The sequence below is a fragment of the Microbulbifer sp. MI-G genome, from assembly GCF_030440425.1.
GTDB lineage: Bacteria > Pseudomonadota > Gammaproteobacteria > Pseudomonadales > Cellvibrionaceae > Microbulbifer > Microbulbifer spongiae.
Window position 1 is genome coordinate 1,942,505 of record NZ_CP098023.1, and the last position, 23,852, is coordinate 1,966,356.

The 23,852-nt window shown below is 53.1% G+C and carries 18 protein-coding genes; 9 read left to right on the forward strand and 9 right to left on the reverse strand.

Annotated elements, in window-relative coordinates; translation table 11 throughout:
• The first annotated feature begins 13 nt into the window (after positions 1 to 13).
• From M8T91_RS08285 to M8T91_RS08315, 7 genes are all read left to right on the forward strand, one after another.
• The gene (locus tag M8T91_RS08285) at positions 14 to 1,441 is read left to right on the forward strand and encodes a Wadjet anti-phage system protein JetA family protein (RefSeq protein WP_301418645.1); all 1,428 of its coding nucleotides are present in this window, start codon (positions 14 to 16) and stop codon (positions 1,439 to 1,441) included.
• The gene (locus tag M8T91_RS08290) at positions 1,434 to 2,198 is read left to right on the forward strand and encodes a DUF4194 domain-containing protein (RefSeq protein WP_301418647.1); all 765 of its coding nucleotides are present in this window, start codon (positions 1,434 to 1,436) and stop codon (positions 2,196 to 2,198) included. The genes M8T91_RS08285 and M8T91_RS08290 overlap by 8 nt, the downstream gene beginning before the upstream one ends.
• 156 nt (positions 2,199 to 2,354) lie before the next feature.
• Entirely contained in the window at positions 2,355 to 6,002 is a 3,648-nt protein-coding gene (locus M8T91_RS08295; RefSeq protein WP_301418649.1) for an ATP-binding protein, read from the forward strand.
• Positions 6,003 to 6,044: 42 nt separating this feature from the next.
• Positions 6,045 to 7,247, forward strand: a complete 1,203-nt coding sequence (locus tag M8T91_RS08300; RefSeq protein WP_301418651.1) for a Wadjet anti-phage system protein JetD domain-containing protein — start codon at positions 6,045 to 6,047, stop codon at positions 7,245 to 7,247.
• Positions 7,248 to 7,414: 167 nt separating this feature from the next.
• Complete coding sequence (locus tag M8T91_RS08305) at positions 7,415 to 7,867, forward strand: hypothetical protein (protein ID WP_301418653.1); 453 nt, start codon at positions 7,415 to 7,417, stop codon at positions 7,865 to 7,867.
• Positions 7,868 to 8,006: 139 nt separating this feature from the next.
• Positions 8,007 to 8,480 (forward strand): free L-methionine (R)-S-oxide reductase MsrC, encoded by a 474-nt coding sequence (locus tag M8T91_RS08310; protein ID WP_301418655.1) that lies wholly within the window; start codon positions 8,007 to 8,009, stop codon positions 8,478 to 8,480.
• Positions 8,481 to 9,672: 1,192 nt separating this feature from the next.
• Complete coding sequence (locus tag M8T91_RS08315; protein WP_301418657.1) at positions 9,673 to 12,636, forward strand: TonB-dependent receptor; 2,964 nt, start codon at positions 9,673 to 9,675, stop codon at positions 12,634 to 12,636.
• A 517-nt stretch (positions 12,637 to 13,153) separates the two neighbouring features.
• On the opposite strand, the gene M8T91_RS08320 is transcribed toward M8T91_RS08315, so the two are convergent.
• Positions 13,154 to 15,109: an aconitate hydratase gene (locus M8T91_RS08320; protein ID WP_301418659.1), complete on the reverse strand. Its 1,956-nt coding sequence runs from the start codon at positions 15,107 to 15,109 to the stop codon at positions 13,154 to 13,156.
• A gap of 413 nt (positions 15,110 to 15,522) precedes the next feature.
• On the opposite strand from M8T91_RS08320, the gene M8T91_RS08325 reads away from it, so the two are divergent.
• On the forward strand, positions 15,523 to 16,068 hold the full coding sequence (locus M8T91_RS08325; RefSeq protein WP_301418661.1) for an NADPH-dependent FMN reductase: 546 nt from the start codon (positions 15,523 to 15,525) through the stop codon (positions 16,066 to 16,068).
• Between the two features lie 255 nt (positions 16,069 to 16,323).
• Here the strand turns inward: M8T91_RS08325 and M8T91_RS08330 are convergent, their stop codons facing one another.
• Positions 16,324 to 16,707, reverse strand: a complete 384-nt coding sequence (locus M8T91_RS08330; RefSeq protein WP_301418663.1) for a hypothetical protein — start codon at positions 16,705 to 16,707, stop codon at positions 16,324 to 16,326.
• A 676-nt stretch (positions 16,708 to 17,383) separates the two neighbouring features.
• A complete protein-coding gene (gene trmA / locus M8T91_RS08335; protein WP_301418665.1) occupies positions 17,384 to 18,472 on the reverse strand; it encodes a tRNA (uridine(54)-C5)-methyltransferase TrmA in 1,089 nt (362 codons plus the stop codon).
• Positions 18,473 to 18,527: 55 nt separating this feature from the next.
• Here trmA and M8T91_RS08340 point away from each other — a divergent pair, with 55 nt between their 5' ends.
• Positions 18,528 to 18,932: a secondary thiamine-phosphate synthase enzyme YjbQ gene (locus M8T91_RS08340; RefSeq protein WP_301418667.1), complete on the forward strand. Its 405-nt coding sequence runs from the start codon at positions 18,528 to 18,530 to the stop codon at positions 18,930 to 18,932.
• A gap of 6 nt (positions 18,933 to 18,938) precedes the next feature.
• On the opposite strand, the gene M8T91_RS08345 is transcribed toward M8T91_RS08340, so the two are convergent.
• From M8T91_RS08345 to M8T91_RS08370, 6 genes are all read right to left on the reverse strand, one after another.
• Entirely contained in the window at positions 18,939 to 19,274 is a 336-nt protein-coding gene (locus tag M8T91_RS08345; RefSeq protein WP_301418669.1) for a TusE/DsrC/DsvC family sulfur relay protein, read from the reverse strand.
• A 7-nt stretch (positions 19,275 to 19,281) separates the two neighbouring features.
• Positions 19,282 to 19,572 carry a sulfurtransferase complex subunit TusB gene (tusB, locus tag M8T91_RS08350; RefSeq protein WP_301418671.1) on the reverse strand — a complete coding sequence of 97 codons (291 nt, stop codon included), beginning with the start codon at positions 19,570 to 19,572 and terminating at the stop codon, positions 19,282 to 19,284.
• Position 19,573: 1 nt separating this feature from the next.
• Entirely contained in the window at positions 19,574 to 19,936 is a 363-nt protein-coding gene (tusC, locus tag M8T91_RS08355) for a sulfurtransferase complex subunit TusC (protein WP_301418673.1), read from the reverse strand.
• Positions 19,937 to 19,938: 2 nt separating this feature from the next.
• Positions 19,939 to 20,331, reverse strand: coding sequence for a sulfurtransferase complex subunit TusD (gene tusD, locus M8T91_RS08360; protein ID WP_301418675.1), 393 nt, complete (start codon positions 20,329 to 20,331; stop codon positions 19,939 to 19,941).
• A gap of 65 nt (positions 20,332 to 20,396) precedes the next feature.
• Complete coding sequence (locus M8T91_RS08365) at positions 20,397 to 21,077, reverse strand: Bax inhibitor-1/YccA family protein (RefSeq protein WP_301418677.1); 681 nt, start codon at positions 21,075 to 21,077, stop codon at positions 20,397 to 20,399.
• Positions 21,078 to 21,420: 343 nt separating this feature from the next.
• Entirely contained in the window at positions 21,421 to 23,844 is a 2,424-nt protein-coding gene (locus M8T91_RS08370; RefSeq protein WP_301418679.1) for an endonuclease/exonuclease/phosphatase family protein, read from the reverse strand.
• Positions 23,845 to 23,852 lie beyond the last annotated feature (8 nt).

Consider the following 23,852-nt stretch of genomic DNA (forward strand, 5'->3'; position numbering starts at 1 on the left):
GGGCCTATAGTCGTTGTTCTTCGTCGATTGCTACCAGCACTTTTTCCGCCCGCTGACCGGTAAATACCGTGAGCAGGTGGTCGAGTGCTTGCGTCTTTTGTATGAGCGTCTGTACACCGCCAAGGCTGACTACGGTGAGTCTCTGCTACGCGAACAGATCCTGGAAATTTTTGCCGAGGCCCTGACCCGCGCGCCCCAACTCGATAGCGAGGACGGCGTGCAGGACACCGAGGGCCGCTTCCGCAACCTGCGCGATCAGGCCGTCTGGGTGCTGAACAGCCTGGTGGAATTCAGTTGGCTGGAGAAGCAGGTAGACAGCGCCACCCTCACCGCCACCTATCCGTTTAGCCGCCGGGGCCGCCTTTTTACTCAGCCGCTGGTTGAAGTGAACGGCACTCGCGTGCGCACCCGCCACCGCAACACCCGCAACACCTTAAATGCCCTGGAAGCCTTTGCCAGCCGAGGTGAAATCCACGACTTGATCGATGCCTGGGAGTACTCCGAGCGTATCGTGGCGGATTTCACCGATATGATCGCCGAGCTGGAAGAGCGCAAGCGGGAAATGGTGCGGGAGGTGGAAGCCCAGTTGCTGGTGCAGCAGGCCACCGATGAATTTTTCTCCTTTATGGAGAGCCGCTTCCAACCGGACCTGGCTATCCGCCTGTCTGCGGACAGTGTGGAAAAACACCGCGATGCCATCAACCGGGTGATTGACTGCATTCGCCGCAAGGAGGATGTGCGGAAAGCGCAGTGGGAGAAGCGCCTGCGCCAGCTGCTGCCGGAGTTGTTGCAACCGGGTCAATCCCTGTTGTGGCTGATGCTCGATACCATCGAAGACCGCATGCGCCGCGCCTGCGAGGTAAAACTGCCCGCATTGCGCCGTGCGCTACAGGGCTTTACCAAGCGCGCGGATATTATTATCCGCCAGCTCAGTTACCTGCACAGCCAGGCCGAGGGCGAGTTTGCCGATTTGTGCCAGCGTCTCGGTGAAAGCCAGCAAAAAACACAAATTCTCGAGCAGCTGGGCGAACAGCTGGGCGGTTTCCAGCTGCGCCTGTTTGACCCCAAACAAACCCAGCTGTGGCAGCGCAATCGCCGCCAGCCGGTGAATACCCGGGTCGAAGATGAAACCCCCATCGGTGAAGAGAACCGCCGCGAGATCAAGCTGCAGCAACTGCTCGACCAGGCGTTTAACTTCAACAACAGCAACCTGCGCGATTATCTGCACGATGCCCTCGGCACCGGCCGCCAGATCAACAGCCGCAACCTGCCATTGCGCGATGCACGGGATCTGCTCGCTATGAGCCATGTGATCGAAGCGGCGGCGGTGAACCAGAGCGGCTACGCCGACTTGCAGGTGAAATTTACCGGTGAAATCGCCAGCAATGACTATTTCACCGAATTTGACGAATATATCCTGGAGCTGAAAAACAGTGATTGAACAGGCTTTGGAAGAGGCCCTGGCGCAGTGTCGCCTGAACCGCAGCGAATTTTCCGAGCTGCTGGTGCGCCTGTTGGATTACGGCGTTATCTGCCGGGATGAAAGCGTTATCGAAACCACCCTTTACGATCGCTTCCAACGCTGCGAGCAGCTGTTGCGCGAGTGGTTGGCCCCGCTGGGGTTGCGTTTGCAGCACGACAGCCGTTTCCAGTTTATCCGTGTGTATCCGCCCGGCGCCGAAGTGCCGGGGTTGCCGGATCAGGAAGAGCCGCACCACGGCGGCTTCCGCGCCCGCCTCAGCCAGCAGGAAGTGGCCGCGATTCTCGCCCTGCGCGTGGAATACGATAAAGCGCTGCGGGAAGGGCAGGTGGATGAAAGTGGTTGCGCCGCCCTGTCGCTGGAAGCCCTGGAACTGGGCATACGCAACCTGCTGAAAATGTCCCTGCCGGATAAACACGCCGAGCGTAAAAACCTGCTGAAGAAATTGCGCCAGCTGCGTCTGGTGCAGTTCAGCAGCGAAGAAGTGGAGACCAGTGCGGAAGTCTGGCTGCGCGTGCGCCCGACCATTGCCCACTTTGTCAGCGAGTCGGTATTGCGCCAGCTGATCGACAGCGAAGTCCCGCCTGCGGTGGAGAGCGGGGCCACTCAAACTGATGAAATTGATGAGGTTGAAGAGGTGGAACAAGAGCAAGCGCTCGAACACATCACTCCAGAAGTCGAAGATCACAGCCTGTTTGAGAGTGAAGCCGCTTCCTAGTTGAAAATAGAGGCCGCACTAGCGGCTATAAAAAATCGAAAAACATTCGACCGCCCGGGCCTGCGTAAATCGCGCCCGGGAGCCTCGGAGAAGGGTGTCGGCTTCCCGCCTGTAAAAAGCCCCTGATTTTGAAAAGACCGTTTTTTTGAAAAAACTATGTTCCTAAAAAAACTGATCCTGATTAACTGGGGCAATATCCCGCAGTTGGAATATGATTTCGGCCCGATCAACCTGTTTTCCGGTGGCAACGGTTCCGGTAAAACCACGGCGGCCGATGCTATCCAGGCACTGATGACCGCCGCCCACGATACCCTGTTTACCTTTAACCCGGGGCAGGATGAAACCACCCAGCGCGGGCGCGGTGGCAAGCAGGTGCGGACGCTAGCTTCCTATGTGCTGGGTTGTGACGACGGTAGCTATGCCCGTGTAGAGCCCACCGACTGTTACATCGCCGGTATTTTCCATCCCACCAGTGGTGAAGACGATGCTGCATCTTTTACCGCAGTGATGGGGATTCGCGCCCACCTGGATAACAGCAGCAAGCCCGCCCAGGCCCGCCAAAGTGATTTGCGCTTTTTCGTATTCCCCGGCGAGCAGTTGGTGATGGGGGATTTTGTCCGGGATTACACCGATGGTAAACACCTGCTGCCGCTGGATAAATTCAATCAGGTCCTGAGCAAGCAGTTCGAGAAAGTTGAGCAGTACGACAAGAAAAAGGCCTACTTGCGCCGCCTTTACGGCGCCCTGCGCGGACGCCGCGATGCGGTCTCCGATCGGGAGGCCATGCACGCCGCGCGCACCTTTGCCAACTTTATGGCCTACAAGCCGGTAAAAAGCATCAACGATTTTGTCGCCCAGGAAGTGTTGGAAAAACGCGATCTGGGTGATGCTATCCGCTCCGTCTCCGAGCTGATGAAAACCATTCACAGCATGGAGCAGGAAGCCCGCCAGATTGTGGAGCGAGTCAGTTCCCTGCAGGCCATCGCCCAGTCGGTAGAACTCTACCGAGAGCAGTGGTTGCAGTTGCGGGTACAGGAATATTTGTGCGCGCGCCACCGCCAGCAGCGGGTGCAAAAGAGTTACTTAAGCGGCAAGAACGACCAGAAAAAGCTGCGCAGGGATCTGGACAACAATGAGCGCGAAGTGCGCGTTGCTTCCGAGCGCGTCGAGCAGCTCAATGGCCAGCTGGTAGAGCTTCAGGCCCAGCGCCTGGGTATCGATGCGCTGCGCAATAAGGACGAACTGGAACAGCGCATTAACAATGCCCTGAGCCTGCTGTCCCAGCAGCACACCCCCATGTCTGCTGAAGAGGCCCGCTGGCGCGAGAACCGCGAGGCCGCCGAAGAATTATTAAACCTGCTCAACTCCACCTCCGCCGAGCTGGAAATCCCTGCCTTCTCCGATAAAGCACTGGTGCAGGCGATCAAGCAGGTGGCCCGCGAGGAAGACCTGCCGGATCTGCACAAGCTGTTGGGCAAGGACTGGATTGACCTGGCCGCATTGGAGCCACTGCGCGAGCGCGCCGCCAGCAGTGAGGCCCTACAGAACCGCCTCTTCGACCTGCTGGATAGCAGTGGTAAAGCCGGCGCCAGTGATGAAGTTTCCCCCAAAGAGCAGATTGCCCAGCAGGCTTCCCGCTGGGAGCAAAAAGTGCAGCAACTGCAAAAGCAGCTGCGTACCCAGGAAAGCCGTATTCAGCACCTTCAGGCCAACCGCGTGCGCTACCCCCAATCGGTGGAAGTGGCCCTGGCCGCAATTCGCGAACAGTGCCCGGAGGCAGAGCCCCGCGTCCTGTGTGATTATGTGGAAGTGCTGGATGAGCGCTGGCAGATGGCGATTGAAGGCTATCTGGGCGGCGCGCGCTTCTCGATTATCGTGGAGCCGGAGCACGAGGCCCGCGCGATTCGTATCGTGCGCAGCCTGCCCGGGCGCAACAATCGCGCCCGGGTGATCCAGGGGGACAAAGCCCGCCGCGATGCGGAGCGTCTGGATACGCCGTCGGGCTCCATTATCGAACTGATGGAGTTCACCCATAAAACTGCCGAGCACTATTTGCGCGCCTCTTACGGTGCCGTGGTACAGGTAGAGGATGAGCACGAGCTGCGCGGCACCCGCCGGGGCCTGACCGCCGACGGTATGGCCAGTGGCAACTACAGCATGTGGCGCTGCGATATGGATGATGCCGAGCTGGTCTTCGGCCAGGGCGCCCGCACTCGCGCATTGGCGGCGCAGCAGCGCGCTATGGAGCAATTGCTGGAAGAGGCCGCCCACGTCAACGAGCGCCACCAGCTCTACCGCCGCGTCACCAATGCGGTGCGCGGACTGGCGAATATCAAGCTGCTGTCCATTGTGGATTCCGCCCTGGCGGCCCAGCGCGAATGGCGCAGCGCCGAGCGCGCCCTGGAAAACCTGGACCTGAAGGACTTCGAGCAGTTCGAGCAGCAGGTCGATGAACTCAAGGCCCAGCTCAAAGGCCAGCAGAATCAGTTGTCCGATCTCCAGCGCAAGACCGGCTCCCTGGAAACGAAATTAAAGAGCAACGAGAAGCTCTTGCACGCCCTGTCTGGTGAGCTGGAATCCCTGGATGATGCCGCCAGTGACAGCGAGGAGATGGTAAGGCGTATTACCGCCATCGATCCCACTTTCGATGCCGAGCAGGTGCTCATTGCTGCCGACGAGCAGGTAGAGCGCGCCGCCGACAACTTCGACTTCTCTACGGATATCGAAAGTTGGCAGGGACAGCTGGAGAAATACAGTCGCCAGTTGGATCGCGCGGTGATGGAGTACAACGCCACCTGTGCCAGCGTCGATACCCTGGTGTTTGAGCCGGACTTGAGCGGCGGCCACAAAGATGGCTTGTTCAAGCTGATCAGCGGTCTCGGCGATCAGGTAGAGACCCTGCGCAACCGCCTCAAGAACAACCTGCTGGTGGAGCGCCACGATCAGCTGCTGGGGTTGAAAAAATCCTTTAACACCACTTTTGTAACCCATTTGTGCCACGCTATTTACCAGTCCATTAACGATGGTAAGCGCGTGTTGGATGATCTGAACAAAGAGCTAGAGCACCACCGTTTTGGCGCCGACCGCGAGCGTTTCCGTTTCGACTACCAGTGGGTGGCGGAATTCAAGGAATATTGGAGCTTCTTTAAGGCGGTAATCGAACTGCCGAATCTGGGTGAAGAGCAGAGCCTGTTCGACACGGACTTGGCACCCAAGCACCGCAAGGTGCGGGACCGCCTGTTGAGTATGCTGCTGAGTGAGGACGAGCAGGTAGCGCGGCGCGAATTGGATCGCATCAGCGACTACCGCAACTACCGCAGCTATGAGATTTACAAGGAACCGGAAGGCAAGGAGCCGATTGCGCTTAGCCAGTACGGTACCGGTTCCGGCGGTCAACTGGAAACACCGGCCTATATTATCCGCTCCGCAGCGGTCACTTCGGCCTTCCGCTTTGGTGAAAGTGGCAGCCATTTGCAGATGGTGCTGGTGGATGAGGCCTTCTCCAAAATGGATGAGTCCCGCTCCAAGGAAGTGGTCCGTTACCTGACCGAAACCCTGGGCTTACAGCTACTGTTTATTATGCCCAGCAGTAAGTCCGGACCTTTTATGGATCTGATTTCCAACCAGTTTGTATTCAGCAAATGCCCAAGTGCCAACCCCATCGGGCAGCTGAATACCCGGGTTTATGTCGATCGCAAGGTGTGCAACCAGGAGCGTATCGCCGAGCTCTGGGCCAATCACCGCCGCACGATCCGCCAACAGGCATCGCTGGACTTTATGGACCTGGTAGAAGTAGAGGGATAGGTATTTTCGGGGGAAACACCCCCATTGGCAGGGAGGCAACCGATGGAAAAGACATTGCCCTATTGGGTAGAGGAAAATCCGCTGTTAATCGGCATCCTGAATTTTATTCTGGATCGGCGGGACAGCCAACTGGAGCGTGGCAAGGAAGCCCGCATTAGTTTCAGGCTGGATTTGCGCGCTGGCAGTAAGCGCTGGCAGGAAGTGCTGGAGCCCCTCAGGGACCCCGACCAAGACGAGCAGGAGCTGTGGAATGAATTGCAGCTCTTTGCGCGGGAATACCAGTGTTTTACAGTAAAGCCCAATCCGAAAAGGCGGCCGGGCATTGCCGAGTGGCAGGGGGCCCAATTGATTTTTCGGGATGCCAGCGAGGAGCAGCTGCGCCTGTGGCTCAATCGCCCATCTCCCACCGTTCGCCAGTCCGCCTGGACCAGCCTGCTGGAACCCTACGTCGATCGCTTTGAAAACCCCTCTGCTTTTCCCCTTGAAGGGTTGGAGCTGCAACCGGGGTTTGATTCCGTTGAAGAAATTATTGCCTGCTGGGTTTCTGTCGGCAAAGCGCTGATCTTTGCCGATAAAATTTCCTGGCGACAGCTAGCCGCGCGCTGCTTTAAAGGGGATTCCAAATACCTGGAATTACCCAGCCGTCAATCACTGGTGCGCAATCTTTATCCTGACCTGAGCCGCAAAATTCAGGAGCGCCAGCTTTTACTCCACGCCTACCTGCCCAGGCAATTTGAGCAGGTCATTTTTATCGAAAACCAGGACACTTTTATTAGCCTGGCGGAGCTGCAACCCAGTCGTGCTGCGCTGGTTTATAGCGAGGGCTACCAGGGCGGTGCAGAACGGATTCGCAATGGGGAGAGGGTGCGCTTCAGCACTATCAATGTGGTTGGTGAAAATATCCGGCAGCAATTCCTAAGCTGGTGGCACGATGGGGAGTCCCGAACGGTTTCAACATTTTTCTGGGGGGACTTGGACTATGAGGGATTGCGGATTGCCGCAGCGCTGAGAAAGAGCTTTCCCGACTTGCAGTGCTGGCGCCCGGGCTACGATCTGTTACTGCATTTTCTGCGCACGGGAAAAGCCCATGCTCCAGAGCAGGCGGAAAAGGTGGGGCAAAAGCTGGTGCAAGCGATTGGTTGCCAATACGCAGATAGCACTCTGTTGCCGGCAATTTCAGACAGCAATCGCTATGTGGATCAGGAGGCGGTTGAGATTGGGGAGCTGGCTGGGACATTAGTATGAATATGTCGCTATCCGATAAATTTTAATTGTTCGCTTTTAGGAATGGAGACTATCAAGGCGTCGGCGGGCGTTTGAACGTGTTTTTTATGCGCAATTTCTCGGAAGATGCAGGTAATTTGCTGTAAAAATACCCTTTGAAAATAAAAAGGGATATTCTGGAGATTTTTATGCATCAGTTTTCCATTTTGGCTATCTTCGTTTTGGCCTTTGGCGGCGCCGCTGTTTTATATGAGCAGGAAAGTCGCAAAGTGAAGGGCGTGCTAACCCAGATTACCGAGCTGCAGGCGCAGATGGGCGACTTGCAAGCGGAGGTTAATCGGCTCAATAGCGAGCTGGAGGCAGTGAAACTTGCTGAGCGTCGCCGGCCCAACTTGAACACCATGGCCAACCGTATCCGCCGGGAGGCTCCGATACCTATGGCGTCCAAACCGGTCGTTGAAAAAAAGCGTGAAAATACATCCAGTGGTTTGGTTGCCTCAGATGTCACTATGGCGCCGCCGGCGATCCGGTCCAAGGATGACAGCAGTGAGGAAGACCGAGACTGGTCCCGCTCCAGTGTGGATGCAGACCAATACCAGAAGAAATCTGGGGAGCAAGAAGTACTGGACCCCTACCAGTAATTGCCGGTCATCTATTGATTCCAGCCTTAAAGGCCACAATATACCTGTCCTCTGGTGCGTTCGGCGCCAGGTATCTCGCAGGTCTGCTGCTTGTAGCGGACACTGATTCTAGCCACTGATAGTGAGGGTCGATACGGCAATGTCGTTAAACAAGTTTTACGCATCACTGAATAGTCAACTGGAAGGCCTCCTCTCGGCAGAGCGGGACTGGCTCGCCAATACCGCCAATGCCAGCGCACTGCTGTTTATGGTGATGGAAGATATCAATTGGGCCGGATTCTACCTTCTTCATGGGGATGAGCTGCGCCTGGGACCCTTTCAGGGCAGGCCAGCCTGTACCCGTATTCCTGTGGGTGCAGGTGTCTGTGGTAAAGCGGTTTATAGCGGTGAACCCCAACTGGTTGATGATGTACATCAGTTTCCCGGCCATATCGCCTGCGATGCGGTTTCCGCTTCTGAGGTGGTCATCCCGCTTTACACTGCCGGCGAGCGCTGCCTGGGTGTGCTTGATGTCGACAGTCCCAGGATTGCCCGCTTTACTGAGGCGGATTTGCTGGGCCTGCAGGCTTTCACACAAGTACTACTGAGTGCCTCAGAAATCCCTATGGATTAATTCTCTATGGCATGGATGCTTTGAAGATGGCTGGGTTCCAAGAGTAGAAAAAGGCATTTATCCACATTGATCGCGGTGTTTGCTGATGCCGTATTTTTCAGTCTTGCAAACATTAGGTGCTGAGGCCCCGGTTCTGACAAGGTCATTCTTTAGGTCACAGTTTTTATCTACAGCAGTGATCAAGAATCGATGGGATACCTGACGGAATCTGGATGAAGATGAAATATATGGAGGTTGTGCCCAGCATATACAATTGGATTCTGAAGGGTATATAAAGCCGATGTATACTAATAAAAAGTGGATTCCACTCACTGTTGACTGTGGGGGTAATCATCTAGATATCGATGATGTCCCGGATATCCACGGCGTATCAAGACAGATAATAGCCTTTGGTCGAATCGAAGGTATGAAGTTTTTAATCACAGAAATTTTTTCGGGTTTTATCTCGACAATTATTCGCTCTCTGGAAAAGCGGAGTGGACGGGCGAGGATATCACTGGGGCGTTTTCAACTTTATCCACCTTCGTGAAAAAGCCTAGCAGCTTGATTGTTTGCATATGCCGGCGAAGAAGGGGCCTATAAAACCCTGCAATGAAAGGGTTAACTTTTACAAAGCGGCAATGCCCAATAGTGTCTCTGGAACTCTGGACCAGTTGGAGGTCAAATAGAGCGATAAATATCCACTGGCAATCCAGTTATGGCCAGGCTTGGGCATCTGCTTCAACCTATCCCGAATAGCTCAGTAGGTCAATTTAAACCTCCAAGGCTGGATACTGCCAGCTAATCCGGGCTGTTGGACAGGGTTCAAATAAATCGATATATTATGACTAGTTCAGGAAAAACTTGAACACTGATTCTGAAAATTCTGGGAAATAATAAAATATATCAGAATAGACGATCACATTGGATCAGGTTCCGACTTGTCTGCTAATGACAAAGCGACCAAATCTTCCTTACCTGCTTTTAATGCTTTTTTGGTACTACGTTTTTTTTAGACTATGTCCTGCACTAAATGGTATCCTAATAAAGCTGTAATGGAGGGGCCGTCGTACTGGGGAGGCCATGGAATTTCATTATGAATCTGCTTTACAGATATTTGGCAGTCAGTTCTATTAAGTCTTCTCATTGCTCTCTATTCTAGCAAAACAAAAGCAGTAATTATTCAAACCTAAGGAAAGATAGAGTAATTATAATGAATAGAAAATTTAAAAAGAGTCTGCTTGGGGCAGCGATCAGCTTCACTATCTATTGTGGCAGTGCATTGGCAGATACCGGTTCTCTACGCATCACAGTAACTGATGATGCAGGAAGTCCTATCGCTGGGGCTGAGGTTGATGTCCATACCCCTGAAAGTTTGACCACAAAGAAAGGGGTGACGGACACAAACGGTGAAATCAGGCTGGTGGGGTTGGATCCGTCGTCCAAATACGAGGTTGAAGTTAGAGGAGCCGGTTATCAGCCCGTAAAGAGCGAGAACATATTGGTAGTATCCGGACAAAGTTATGCGCTGAGTTTCGAACTGAGGGCTTCAGATGATGTTATTGAGGAGGTGATTGTCACTGGCCAGCGGGTTCGGCTGGTCGATACCACTTCTACTGTTGTCGGTCAGGACATCACCCTGGATCTGACCGAATCGCTGCCAACTGGACGAAACTATCAATCCTACCTGCAGCTGGCGCCGGGCACAAAGCCCTCCGCCGGCGGCAACCCATCCTCCAAGTCTGGAGTAAATTATAGTGATGTTCCGGATGCCAGAGGCCGGACCTCAGGATTTTCATCCGACAATTTATATTACATCGACAATGTCAATGTAACCGATAATGTAACCGGCACTTTTGGCGGTTCGGTGAACTCCGAGATTATTCAGGAGCAGCATGTTCTCACCGGTGGTCTGCCGGCCGAGTATGAAGGTGGTAGCGGGCTGGTTTCCCGTGTTATTACCAAGTCTGGGGGTAATGAGTTTCACGGCTCGGTCAATTACTATATGCAGGACGACGGTCTGGTCGCCGACAACCGGCATTTGGACGGCAATAAGTTCTCTACCTTCGACAGCGCTTTTACCTTGGGTGGCCCGATCATTCAAGACAAGCTGTGGTTCTTCACTTCCTACCAGATCAAGGAGCGTGAGGACGATGTCTTCTCAGCAGACGGTGATTTTCTGCGCGAGGTGAAAAGATCAGACGACCTGGGCTTCGCCAAGCTATCCTGGCAGATGACAGAAAATGATAAACTCATCGCTACATTCTTTAATGATCCGGTTGATATCAGCGGTTCACGGGACTCCAGTGTGTTGAATAACCGCAATAGAACGCAACGTCAGGGGGGCGACAACTACAAACTTGAGTACTCTCACTCTTGGGACAATATGGTACTGACTCTGGAGGCTGCAAAGCACGAAGCCGAGATCAGTACCTTCGCCGCAGACAAATCCACGCGCAATGATGTCGCTTACCTGGCCGATCTCAGCAACCCGTCCCTTTCAGAGTTGAACCTGGGTGGCAGTGGTTCGGATAGTCTCCAGTTCCGCAATAAAGATACATGGGCGGCCACTTTCGCATACTTTCTGGATACCAATTGGGGAAGCCATGACATCCAGGTTGGCTATTCCTTTACAGAAAATGAACGGGCCCGTCATCTGCAATATACCGGCGACGAAGGCGCTCAGTATAATTCTATCGCTAATATCAATACCGGTGCCACTTTTGGAGATATACTTGATGAACGTTGGCGCGGTGAAGTTCCATTCTCGGGCGGAGATGCCGGGTTTATTATCAATGCGATAAATGCCAGTGCGGATAGCGGTTATTACTACGATTTGTTAGATGTCGATAATGATAATGAGATCTCCTTGGCCGAGCTCAAGACACTGACTTTCTCCAGTACTGCCGGGAATCCAGATGGTACGATCAATGCCTACCGGATTATAGAGGCATCGAACGAACCTTTCACGGTGAAAACCGAAGGTAATGCTTTCTATATTCAGGACAAATGGAGCTACGGCAAGTGGACCGTCAATGCCGGCGTACGTGCCGAGCAATGGGAGCATTTTGCCAGTGATGGCGCCAGTATTTTTACTTTTGACTGGGAGTTCGCTCCGCGCCTCGGTGTGACCTATGACATCAATGGTGATGGGGATCGCAAGATATGGGGTTTCTACGGTCGCTACTATGACCCTATCCGCACAGATATGACTTCGTTCGCGGGCACCGTTACCGGCCTTGTGAGGGACGAACAGGTTTATATTGGTGATCGTTGGCTAACCTTTCGTACTCGTGGTCCAGGCGATGCAAATATCGCCTCCACCACAAAAACACCGTACACAGACGAGTTCATGCTCGGGTATTCGATGTCTTTGGGTGATGATATGAGCGCTGAAGTTACCTATACCAATAGGGTTACCGAGGACCTGCTGGAAGACTATGATTTGGCGTTATACACCGATCCAACTCAGTCGGGCCAATATGCCCTGCCGCTGTCCTACTTTGGCTTGAATGGACTTGAGGATATTCCCAATTACACGATAGCCACACTGAAAGGCGGCAAACGCGAATATGATGGCGTGGAATTCACTTTCCGTAAGCGCCGCAGTGATAATTGGCAGATGCTGGCTTCCTACACCTATAATCTGGCTTCGGGCAATTCCAACTCCGATGGGGATGCGGACTTTCAGGGTGATGTGCTCTGGCTGGATCCCCGTGCACCGGGAGTATATAGCGACCAGCCAGGCAATATTGAACACCTGTTCAAGGTTGCAGGTTCCTATTTCTTTGACAATGGCATTGAATTGGGTCTGGTGTATAACTGGAACTCTGGATTAGTGTATAGCAAGACCTTCAGTATTTCCGGTCGGCACCTGCCTGTACAGGTAGAGGAACCCTATGAAAGTGGCGGTATTGTCGAAAATTGGGTAGATTCTGATGCGGTTGGTAGCCAGGTTGCCAGTTCCTATGGAACCCTGGATGCCCGGGTAAAATACAGTTTTCAGCTTGCAGGGTACGAGGCGGAGTTCTTTCTGGATATATTCAATGTGTTAAATGACCAGGCGGGTATTCGCGAGCAGGATCTGGTATCAGGCGATGGCGAGTATGACTTCGGTCAGGAGGTTGAGTGGGTCGCGCCTCGCCGCTTTTATTTGGGTAGCCGTTTATCCTTTTAATCCTGTTTCTGTGTAATCTGGGAGATAAAAGTGGTGAATAGGGCCTGCTTCAAGGTATCACGACAATATCGGTTTGCAGGCCCTGTCATACGTGTTATCCAGGAATATGGAGGGAAGCATATCTACGAGCAGTGAATACACGAGGGCCACTACCGTTGGCAGTGGGATTTGATATGGCTTATCTGTTCTGTCGCGGAATGTAAAACTATGACCTCTCATGAACTGGGAGGTGCATTTAGTTGGCTATGGGATAAGAGATTTGCAGAGGCCGCATATTTGGAGCAGAGTCTTGTTTGTTGGCGCTGCTGGCTTGGGTGAGCAGATGACTCGAGAAAAAAGCAAGTATGCAGAGAGAGCCATTGATTTGAGCAGCCTCTAGTTGTTCATTACTGAGTAGGCTCGGGTGATGCAGTTCGCCACTTTCAATGCGGAGTTTTCCATTGTGGGTACTTTGCACAGTTTGATGGCTTTGCGAATAATGCAATAAAAGATCCGAGGGTATTTATTCGGTGAATACTCAGGCGGTCTGATCAGGTGTAATTGAGTGCTGTTCCCGCACCTCATTAATCAGACCGCCAACTTCCAGTATTTTGAGTTCATCTTCCGATAGATCGTGCCGCAGGTGAATACTGTCTCCTGATAAATGTATTTTTAATTCTATCGGCTTGTCATTTTTTAGCTGCCCGATCGGCTGGTCAATTTCCAGCATCATATCCTGCTCGAGACGATGATAATCATCTGGCTTATCAAAAAGTAAAGGCAGCACACCAAAGTTTATAAGGTTACGTCGGTGGATCCTGGCCATACTTTTTGCAATGACACAGCGCACTCCCAGATACCGCGAACATATGGCGGCATGCTCGCGACTGGAACCTTGTCCGTAGTTTTCACCGCCGGCCACAAAACAGTCACCGTTCAGCTTCTCCGCGCGTTGATAAAAGTTTTCATCGATTCTGGAAAAGGTATAACGACTGATAGCGGGAATATTGGAACGCAGCGGCAGTATCTCAGCGCCGGCGGGAAGTATTTCATCGGTGGAGACATTGTCCCCGGCTTTGAGTAGCAGTGGACCTGTTAAAGTGTCCGGTAACTTATCAAAGTCCGGTAGAGGTTTAATATTTGGACCCTTGATCAGCTCAATGGCTACGGGGATTTCTTGTGGGGGTTGCAGCTGTGGACGAAAGTCAGGCAGCTGTTCCGGCTCATGGAAAGTCGGGTAGTCCATATCCAGATCGCGGGGATCAGTGATCACGCCTTTCAGTGCACTGGCGGTGGCGACCTCGGGGCTGCATAGATAGACTTGATCCTCTACAGTACCGGAACGGCCGGGGAAATTCCGTGGTACCGTGCGCAAGCTGATGCGACCGCTGGCTGGAGCTTGACCCATACCAATACAACCGCCGCAGCCGGTCTGGTGTAACCGTGCGCCGGCTTCGAGCAGTTTTGTCAAATCTCCCGTGCGGCTCATCTCCTCAAGCAGTTGCCGCGAGGTTGGGTTGATGTCGAAGGAGACATCATCGGCGACGCGGCGACCGGTGACCATACCTGCGGCTATTGCAAAATCCCGCAGGCCAGGATTGGCGGATGAACCGATATAGCTCTGGTAGATGGGGCGGCCTACCACAGCGCGGACTGTGACCACTTTGTCCGGGCTGGATGGACAGGCAATCAGCGGCTCGAGTTTGGATAAATCAATAGTGTCATTTTCATCGTAATGTGCGCCCTCGTCGGCTTTCATTTCAACAAAATCTTGCTCCCGCTGCTGTTGTTTCAGGAATGCTTTTACCGCATCATCGGCTGGAAAAACACTGGCAGTAGCACCCATCTCCTGGCCCATATTGGCGATCACGTGACGATCCATCGCCGTTAATTTAGCGAGGCCGGGGCCGTAGTATTCAACGATCTTGTTCACGCAGCCTTTAACTGTTTGTCGCCGGAGCATTTCCAGAATGATGTCTTTGGCACTGACCCAGGGGGGCAGTTGGCCTTCGAGTTCAACACCTAGTACTTTTGGCATTTTCAGTGGGAAAGCCATACCGGCCATAGCCATGGCCACTTGCAGACCCCCGGCGCCAATGGCCAGCATCCCCATGGAACCGGCCGCACAGGTATGGCTGTCGGAGCCAAGTAATGTCTTGCCGGGAATATCGAAGCAGGCCATATGCACCGGGTGACTGACACCATTACCAGGACGCGAAAACCAAAGCCCGAATTTGCGACAGGCACTCTGTAGAAACAGATGGTCGTCAGCATTTTTGAAATCGGTCTGCAACAGGTTGTGATCTACATATTGGGCAGAGATCTCGGTTTTAATCCGCGGCAATCCCAGCGCTTCAAATTCCAGCATCACCAGGGTGCCGGTGGCATCCTGGGCCAGAGTCTGATCGATCTTGATTGTTATCGGGCTGCCGGGTTCCAGAGTGCCACTGACGAGATGGCTTTGGATTAATTTCTGTGCCAGGTTCATGGTCATAGGAGTACCCCTGAATGCAAATTCTATTGATGAAGAAAGTCACCTGCAGCGTATTACAATCACGCCCATTGTAGCTCAGCGTACAGGAAGCCAATATTTGACTGGGCCTTTTTCAATGTCCTTCTTCAGTAGGGTGGGCATACGCCCTAGACTTGTTGTATGTGACACGAAACAGAAAGACTCAATCGGTGACAAGGGTGAGACCTGTAGCAGTACTTTGGGTGGAGATGTGTTTTGGTAAATCCTGGTTGGCTTTCAGCTTCGAATTATCAAAATTGCTAAAATACGGGGTTTGCAGCACGAGTGTTTGGTCGGTGAAAGCTGGAATCTCTATGCAGAATGTCGTATAAAACATCCAAGAAAATCAATAAGCTGGCTACACTCAATACAGCACCTCTATCGTGGAAGATAATATGAGTTCCATTACTGTGTTAGCCCTGTGTGGCAGTCTTAGGCAGGAGTCCTTTAATAAAAAGTTGATGCAGCAAGCTATCCAACTGGCACCTAAGGAACTGGAATTCTCTCTGGGTAACCTCAGCAAAATACCGCTGTACAATGAAGATACAAAAAATGCCGGCTTTCCTGACTGTGTTGATCGACTCAATCAACTGCTCATTGAGGCCGATGCCACACTAATTGTGACACCAGAGTATAATTACTCGATTCCCGGAGTATTAAAAAATGCCATCGACTGGCTATCCCGTTATCAACCCCAGGGATTCTATAACAAACCGGTTGCCATCATGGGCGCGAGTCCTGGTCGTATGGGTACCTGTCGATGCCAATACCATTTGCGCCAGGTCATGGTATTTTTAAACGCTTGGGTTCTCAATATGCCTGAGATAATGGTCAGTGATGCTTCCAGAGCTTTTGATCACCAGGGACGGCTGAATGATCCAAAGCTGGTGGAACTGGTACAGAAACAGATGCATGGCCTGAAAAGGATGGTGCAAGATTGAAGCGGGTGAGTTGTTTCCCTTATTGATTAATATGATCAAACTGAATAGGCGGGCACATCTACCGCTATCAGCCTCACTCGTTTTCCGAGCCGGTGGCGTTTGATAGGTTCAGGGGGGTGAACATAGCACAATGAACTACCTGTAACTCGGATAGCCCAACATCTATTAAAAAAGCCAATCAGTTGGTTAAACTGATTGGCATCTGGCCATCAGGCTCCGTTAGTATGTGATTACAGTAATCGAACTGTATCCCTATTAACGCAGGTTACCGATACACCTGTGGTATTCTCTGATATAAATCTTGCCTCCTATAGATGGGTTGGCATTAGATTTATCAGCAGCGGCATTACGACAACCTTCTATCTGGTCCTGGGTCAGACCCATTTCTGGACGGTGCCACATACCACGAACCGACATATCTGTTGGTTGCTGGTATCTGGGCAGTACAGTCGGGGGCTGTACTTGATAAAAATACCTGGTATTTTCATCAAAGCGATAAAAAGTGTTGCCACTTTGGTAGTAAGTTTTACCGAGAATCTGCACTGTGGCAGCGTTAGACGGCAGCTGTGTCAAGCGCTCTTGCGCATAGCTGAAGCCAGCAAGAGAGAATAACAATACCAATGAAACTAAATAGCGCATAATGATGTCTCCTTCTCCCAACTTGGCAACAAGTCTACTCAATTGTGTGAGCTGTCCCAACGTACGCTGCTGGATATTTCAGCTGCGATAGTACAAATCTTTAAGAATTCAATGCAATAATGGGGAATTGCCAAGTAGTGATTGCTTATGATCCATCTATAAAAATCAAAGAACGTTCTAAATAATTTCTCAAAGTTAGCACCTGGAACTAGTACCCTAAGCTATTTCGGAATAAGCCAATCCTGCTTGCTGGCGTGCATCAGGTTCACTCTGACGCCTGATTGAATCGATTGTACGGTGACTGCCCTGCCAATTATTTTGCTTTCGGCCAAATCTCATAGGGAAGCAAGCCGGTATCTATACATCGGCCAGATTCGCTATTTCAGCCAACCATCCCAGGCATTGAATATATAGATATATCCTAAGTGCTATTTTCGCCACTACTGAACGCGATTGTTCTCCTTTGCGCTAAATGTTAACCTCGATGTAATTTCCGGTTAACCTGTCTTTTGGGATAACTCAGGATGAAGAAATGCTAACTGACTGAGTCAAAGCAGTATAATGCGTGCGAGAATAGTCAATCGCTTCTCAGGAGTTGCGCTGTGTGTTTTTTATACCTGTTGTTGGAGCAATCAATGGATGCAAATGGCCAGAAGGTTGGTCATGAGCCCCTATATTATTGGCGGGTTAATAACAGTCCGGTTTCAGTATGTTCTGTATAGGGGAATTGATCGAACAGAGCAAACTGTTCGATGCTATGTGTTCTGCTCAGCAGTTTCAGGTTTTCCAGTTGGGTGACCGGGTTGCAGGAAATATAAAGAATCCGTGGAAAACGGGCCACCATTGTGCAGGTATTTTTGTCTAAGCCAGCACGCGGTGGATCCACCAGCACTGTATCAAAATTGTAGGCATCCAGATCAATGCCTGAAAGACGCCGGAAGGGGCGGTCCTTGTCAATGGCCTGGGTAAATTCTTCGCTGGACATGCGCACTATATTTAGGTTGGTGACACCATTTGCGCGAATATTTTCCCAGGCGGATTTTACTGAGACTTTGGATATTTCAGTGGCTAACACCTTTTTGAAACTGTTACTCAGAGGAATAGTGAAATTGCCATTGCCACAGTACAGTTCCAGCAAATCGCTGTTATTGTTTCCGCAAACCCGTTTGGCCCAGTGGATCATAGAACGGCAGATTTCGCCATTGGGCTGGATAAAGCTGCCCTCCACCTGTTTGTACTGGTACTGCTTGCCGTCAATCTCCATTTGTTCAGTTACATAGTCCCGCGCCAGCACCACCTTTTGTTTGCGCGAGCGGCCAAGGACTGGAAAGCCGAGTGTGTCTTGCAGTGCACGGGCTTCTTGCGCCCATGTTTCGTCCAGTTTCCTATGGTAAATCAGGGTGATCAGGGCATCGCCGCTGAGAGTTGTGAGAAACTCGGCTGAGAAGAGACGTTTGCGCAGTATCTCATTGTGATTGATGGCTTTGAGGACTATAGGCATCAGCTGATTCATGAGTTCAGAGCCAATAGTGAAAATGTCTATAATAAAGGGTTTTTTATGTTCCCCCTGACGATACATGGCATAGTGGACCGTGTTGTCCTGGTGCCAGATCTTGAATTCAGCCCGCAAGCGGTAATGGCTGGGAGGAGATGGAAACAGTTCCGGTGTCAATGGGGTAAATTCACTGAAGGCTTCCCTCAGGCGCTGGGCCTTGTTGTACAACTGATCTTGATAGTGATTGGTGTTTACACGATGTAGTGCCATATTAAAATACACTAGCCACAATGACAGGGTGGGTGTGAATTATAAAGGAATCTGTATGGCAATAGGTAAGATTGCGGTCAGAGTACACGGGCAGGGGCTGTATGAGTTTACCCGGCAGGTAGCGGCCTGGTCTGCCCTGCAGGAATTGGACGAGGGACTCTGTACCCTGTTTATTCAGCACACTTCAGCGAGTCTGTTGATTCAGGAAAATGCCGATCCCAGCGCGCGCAGGGATTTGGAGGCTTGGCTCAACCGGTTGGTGCCCGAGCGCGATGGTCTCTATACCCATACCCTGGAGGGCCCAGACGATATGCCAGCCCATATCAAATCGGCACTGACTGCGACGAGTTTGTCTATTCCTGTCCAGAGCGGCCGTTTGATGTTGGGGACCTGGCAGGGTATCTACCTTTGGGAACACCGCCACAAACACGGGGAGCGAGAGGTTATTTTACATTTCTAACAGTGGCTACAGGCAGTTGGTAGGTTTCGGGAGCCCGGCAATTTTACTGGCGATCTTGGCCGGGCTGGGCGGAAACAGCTGCATCAGATAGATACTGCGGCCCTTGTCAGTGCCCAGGTGCTGGCGAATATACTGAACAAGCGGTCGCATTGCGGGGGACAGTTCAAACCGGTGATAAAAATCCTGCAGCAGTAAGATCACTTCCCAGTGGGCCTCCGTCAGTACGATGCCCTCCGCCTGTGCCAGTTGCACTGCAACCGAGGGGTTCCAGTCACTCATTTCACGTAGATAACCCTCCTTATCCAGGGGGATTTGTCGGCCTTCCACTTGCAGATTACGCATAGCAGTGTCAACGAAACCAGCTGACGATGGGATTGTGCTTCGTGCAGAGTTGTACCCAGCGGACATCGTCAATCACCTCCACGTTGGTTTTTGTCGACATGGCGCTTTGGGCGCGCGCGGTTGTATCGGCTTCCAGACAGTAAACCCGTGCGTCAGGGATGGTCTGAAAAAAGTCACCCTGCAGGGCATAAACGCCATCCTCGATCAGGAGCAAGACATCCCCCTGGGCAAAGTTCTCCAGGCAATCCTGTAGCGCATTGGAGCTAAATGGCGATTTGTTAACAATATGCAAGGTCATCCTAAAAGCTCAAAACACATTGGTAGGCGGCGATAAGGGCACCTGGCTGATGGATTGCCTTCACTTCGACACCGGGAATTTGCACCTGATCAGGGGCAATTGTTCGATCTCTGAGGCTTTTGTGACAGACAAAAATCTGCTCAATCCCGAACACAGGCAGTGCGAGCAGGTTACGGCGCAGGCTTTTTTGCCCGATCTCCATTGGTGACTGGTGATCCAGTAGCTGGAAAATACCGTCCCCAAGAAAAAGCAGGTCGATTTCCTGTTCCATAGCCGCAGATGCCAATACGGCTTCGAGGCCCTCTCGGGCAATGGTGCTGCCGTAGGGAGGGGTCCGCAACAGGGCGATTGTGTTTTGGTTCATGATCACCCCCCAAAGGTGACCAGACGTTCGGAATACGCAATGGCGTCCACCAATTGGCCGAGACCAGCCAGTTCAAAACCATTGGCCAGGTTCGCAGCAGGTTTTTCCAGGCGTTTTGCTTCCCGTGCACTGAGTACACCGCGCCTCTGTGCCGCGGCGATACAAATCACCAAGTCCAGGTGGTGTCGGCGCTGCAGATCCTGCCACTGCTCGATCAGGTTCGTTTCGTCTTGGGGAGGAGCAGGGAGGGTGTTGCCGTTTTGCACGCCGTCACAATAGAAGAATACCCGGTAAATTTCGTGTCCCTGTGTCAACAGTACCCTGGCAAACCGCAGGGCGCTGGATGCGGACTGGGAGCTGTGGGGCGCAGAGTAGACTGCCAGGGAAAATTTCATGGGGGGCCATACAGTAAGTGCCCCGCGTTGCGGGGCACTGTCAATAACACAACAGCGGCTGCTTGTCAGTCGTCGGAGGCAAATCCGATAAGATGCAGCAAGGCTGTGAACAGATTCAGGATATCCAGGTACAGGGCTGTAGTCGCCATCAGGTAGTTTGTTTCCCCTCCGTGAATAATGCGGCTGGTGTCGTAGAGGATAAAACCTGAGAACAACAACGCGATAACACCACTTAGGACAACACTGGCCAGGGGTAGGTAAACACCGAAGAAACCGGCGATTAACATGCCCAGAGCGCAAACCAGTACGGCAATCAGACCGACAAACAGGAAGCCGCCCATAAAACTGAAATCCTTGCGGGTAGTCAGTACGTAGGCGGACAGGGCAAAGAAGATCAATGCCGTGGTTCCCAAGGCCTGCATAACAATCTGGCCACCGCCAGCAAGACCCAGATAATGGTTGAGCAGTGGGCCGATAGAAGCGCCCAGCAAACCGGTAAAAGCAAAGACAACGCCAATGCCAGCGCTGGAGTTGGCAGTGCGCGGTAGTACAAACCAGATCAGGGCCAGTGCCGCCAGGGAACAGATAAGGCCGGCGCCGCGCCCCATGTCCAGGGCCATGGCAACTCCGGCGGTAGCGGCACTGAAAAGGACAGTCATAGCCAACAGGGCATAGGTATTGCGCAACACCTTTGTTGATTCCGAGCGCACCTGTGCGCGGGTCTGTGAGTAAGTTTGCGGTTGCATTTAGCGGCTCCTGCTATGAGTGGATATCGGAATCATATCGCTCGCGATAGGGACCATCAAGTCGGGAAATCCCTTATGTTGACCTGGCACCCTGCCAGAAATTCCATGGCCAGTTTGCTTCACGCCCTCGAAACGGCTGGCTCAGTGGGCAGGGCAGTCGGCACTTAAGGGCTTGAAGCGACTTGTAGTGACCTCTCCCCACGCCGGGTTCTGCTGGTTTGCCGAAATAATCGTGGCTATACCGATGGTTTTGCCCGACAAGTCCCTTTTAATAGTAGGGAATTCATCAAATCCTCTGCGTTTATTGTTGGGGGTTGGCTGCCTTTTTTCAAGAGCGCCCGCTTCATCTCGATCTGCATGGCACTTCGATATCGGCGATCAGTGGAAGATGGTCGGAGGCCCTGCGGGTGAGGGCAGTGCGGGGAATACACACCTCCTTCACCGAGAGCCCGGCGCTAAGGAATAAATGATCAATTCGTACTTTGAGAAATGTCCCTGTGGGGGTGTGCTGGGGGGCCTGTTCCTGGGCATCGCGCAAGTAGCCCCCCAGCCGTTTGCATTCGGCGGAATTGGGCAGCGCATTGAAATCGCCCAGTAAAATCCGCTCCCCTTTGCAGCGTGGATTGTTTAACCACTCGGGCCCCAGTAGAGCATCTACCTGCCGCAAGCGCTCGGCACGGGAAAGTCCCAGGTGTGTATTGATGATTTGTAACCTGTTGCCATTATGCTCAATCTCCACCCAGACGGCGCCGCGGGGCTCATGGAAAGCCAGGTTAAAAAGGCGGCCTTTCCCCTTGGGTGGACCCGGTAATATCCCTCGTTTAATGAGCCGGACAGGCAGGTGGGTGAGGATGGCGTCACCGTAACGCTCTTCTTCGAGATTGATGGCCGGCTGGAAGTGCATATCCATTGCCAGCAATCGCGCCAACCGCTCTGCCTGGTCCAATCCTCCACTGCGCTTGCGCATGACATCCAGTTCCTGCAGGGCGACAATATCCGGCCGGTAACGGGCGATCACCCGGGCGATGCGTTGGGGTGAGAGTGTACCGTCCACACCGCGGCAGCCATGCACGTTGTATGTCATCACCCTGAGGACTTCACGTGGTCGCCTGTGTTTGTGCACCTTCATCGGGCGGGCGCCGCGCAGGTAGGCCCTGGCGGCGGAGCGCAGGTCCTGCGGGCGCCAGTATCCCGGGCTTGAGTCTGGTGGCTGGATATCCTCCGGCATTAGGGCAAAGGCCTGGGTTTCGTTGGGTCCCGCACCACCATGACTGCCGTTTTCCATCGCAAAGGTGAGTGGTTGCCGCTCCCCGGCACACCAACCGTACATCATGAAATCACCGGCATCCGGGTGGCCGCACAGGCTGATCATATCGGCGATCACCTGATGGGGGTAGGGGTGTTGATCCCCCATCAGTTTGCGGCCATCCTCCGGCAGGCGCACGGGGCCGTATTTCCACCAGCCGTGCACTGGAGATGAACGGGACTTGGGGTCGACTCGATAGAGCACCAGCGGTACATGGGCCTGTTCAACGATTGTTCTGGCTACCTGCGCCCGGCTGACACCGGTGAGTTCCACATTGTAGAGCATCGCCAGTGGCCCGAGGGCCGTCAGTGCCAGTGGCCGGTTGCCCTCCTTTCGGGTGGCGTCTTCCGGCTCCCAGGCTTTATCCATCCATTCGCTGCCAAACAGGCGCTTTCGTTCCAGTTGGACGCCGCATGAGCCGTGCCCCGGCGGGATTTCCAGTGTTTCACAAAGGCCCGACAGGGCCTCCGACAGGGCGTCCCCCAGGCTGCGACCGTAACGCTCTGCATAGGGTTGCGTCTGCTCCTGGCCATGATCCGAAAAGATCCATACATCGTAATGGCGGCGATCTGCTGCGTGCGCCGCGCGCCAGATGCGCCCCACTGCATCGTCGATGCCTTTTAGTACCCAATGGGCGAAGGCCGAGCGCGGGCCGCGACGGTGGGACTGCTCGTCGTAGCCCAGCAAGTTGACGTAGATAATAGGCAGGCCGCGGGCAATATCGACCTTCACACCCATAGTACAGAATTCCCGGGTGAGGATCGTGATGCCCACCCGCGTGGGAATAAACATCAGCTCTCTCAGCAAGTCCTGGCCCTGGATAACGCCGCGTACGAAGTCCACCAGTGAGAGGATCAATTCGAGCAGAATCAGCGCGCCGGTGCGAAACAGACTCCAGATATTGGTTAATATCAGCATGCAAAGCGTCAGTGGGCTGGAACTGCGCAATGCCGGTCCCCAGCCCTGGTCCGCTGGGCAGAAATGGGCTTCACCGGTCTGCGTGCCTGCGCGGAACAGGCTCAGGTAACAACTGCCGCCGCGCAACAGCGGGTCCCGCTGTTGGGTGTTGATTCTGCTTTCCACCAATGCTGCCACTTCGGGGTCGTACATACGCCCGAGCTTCTGGGTTTCGTGAACCAGAAAACCAAACGCGGGTACGGCCTGGCGCACACCGTAAAAGAGTTCGGCCTGTACGGCGGGTGTTGTTGAGGGTACACCTGGGTACAGGTGCTGCAGGCGATAGTGTTCCCTGCGCATCAGCCGTTTCAGAAAGGGCATGCGGCCCACTCTCAAAGCTTTGCGTAACTCGGGATAGGCGAGGCCATCTATCTGGATAAGAATCAGCCCGGGGGCATGGGGTTGCCGTCTGCTGCTGGGCAGGCCGAGCAGGTGCGCTATCCATTCACTGCGGCTGAAACGGCGGCGCCAGCGCCTGATGGAGAGACCGATTCGGCTTAACATTTGCGCGG

Coding starts and splice junctions, on each gene's coding strand:
- M8T91_RS08345 (WP_301418669.1), bottom strand. CDS start 19,274: ATGCGTAATCTGCAAGTGGAAGGCCGACAAATCCCCCTGGATAAGGAG.
- M8T91_RS08365 (WP_301418677.1), bottom strand. CDS start 21,077: ATGCAACCGCAAACTTACTCACAGACCCGCGCACAGGTGCGCTCGGAA.
- M8T91_RS08310 (WP_301418655.1), top strand. CDS start 8,007: ATGTCGTTAAACAAGTTTTACGCATCACTGAATAGTCAACTGGAAGGC.
- M8T91_RS08295 (WP_301418649.1), top strand. CDS start 2,355: ATGTTCCTAAAAAAACTGATCCTGATTAACTGGGGCAATATCCCGCAG.
- M8T91_RS08340 (WP_301418667.1), top strand. CDS start 18,528: ATGGCAATAGGTAAGATTGCGGTCAGAGTACACGGGCAGGGGCTGTAT.
- tusC (WP_301418673.1), bottom strand. CDS start 19,936: ATGAACCAAAACACAATCGCCCTGTTGCGGACCCCTCCCTACGGCAGC.
- M8T91_RS08300 (WP_301418651.1), top strand. CDS start 6,045: ATGGAAAAGACATTGCCCTATTGGGTAGAGGAAAATCCGCTGTTAATC.
- tusD (WP_301418675.1), bottom strand. CDS start 20,331: ATGAAATTTTCCCTGGCAGTCTACTCTGCGCCCCACAGCTCCCAGTCC.
- M8T91_RS08315 (WP_301418657.1), top strand. CDS start 9,673: ATGAATAGAAAATTTAAAAAGAGTCTGCTTGGGGCAGCGATCAGCTTC.
- M8T91_RS08320 (WP_301418659.1), bottom strand. CDS start 15,109: ATGACCATGAACCTGGCACAGAAATTAATCCAAAGCCATCTCGTCAGT.
- M8T91_RS08370 (WP_301418679.1), bottom strand. CDS start 23,844: ATGTTAAGCCGAATCGGTCTCTCCATCAGGCGCTGGCGCCGCCGTTTC.
- trmA (WP_301418665.1), bottom strand. CDS start 18,472: ATGGCACTACATCGTGTAAACACCAATCACTATCAAGATCAGTTGTAC.
- M8T91_RS08305 (WP_301418653.1), top strand. CDS start 7,415: ATGCATCAGTTTTCCATTTTGGCTATCTTCGTTTTGGCCTTTGGCGGC.
- M8T91_RS08330 (WP_301418663.1), bottom strand. CDS start 16,707: ATGCGCTATTTAGTTTCATTGGTATTGTTATTCTCTCTTGCTGGCTTC.
- tusB (WP_301418671.1), bottom strand. CDS start 19,572: ATGACCTTGCATATTGTTAACAAATCGCCATTTAGCTCCAATGCGCTA.
- M8T91_RS08325 (WP_301418661.1), top strand. CDS start 15,523: ATGAGTTCCATTACTGTGTTAGCCCTGTGTGGCAGTCTTAGGCAGGAG.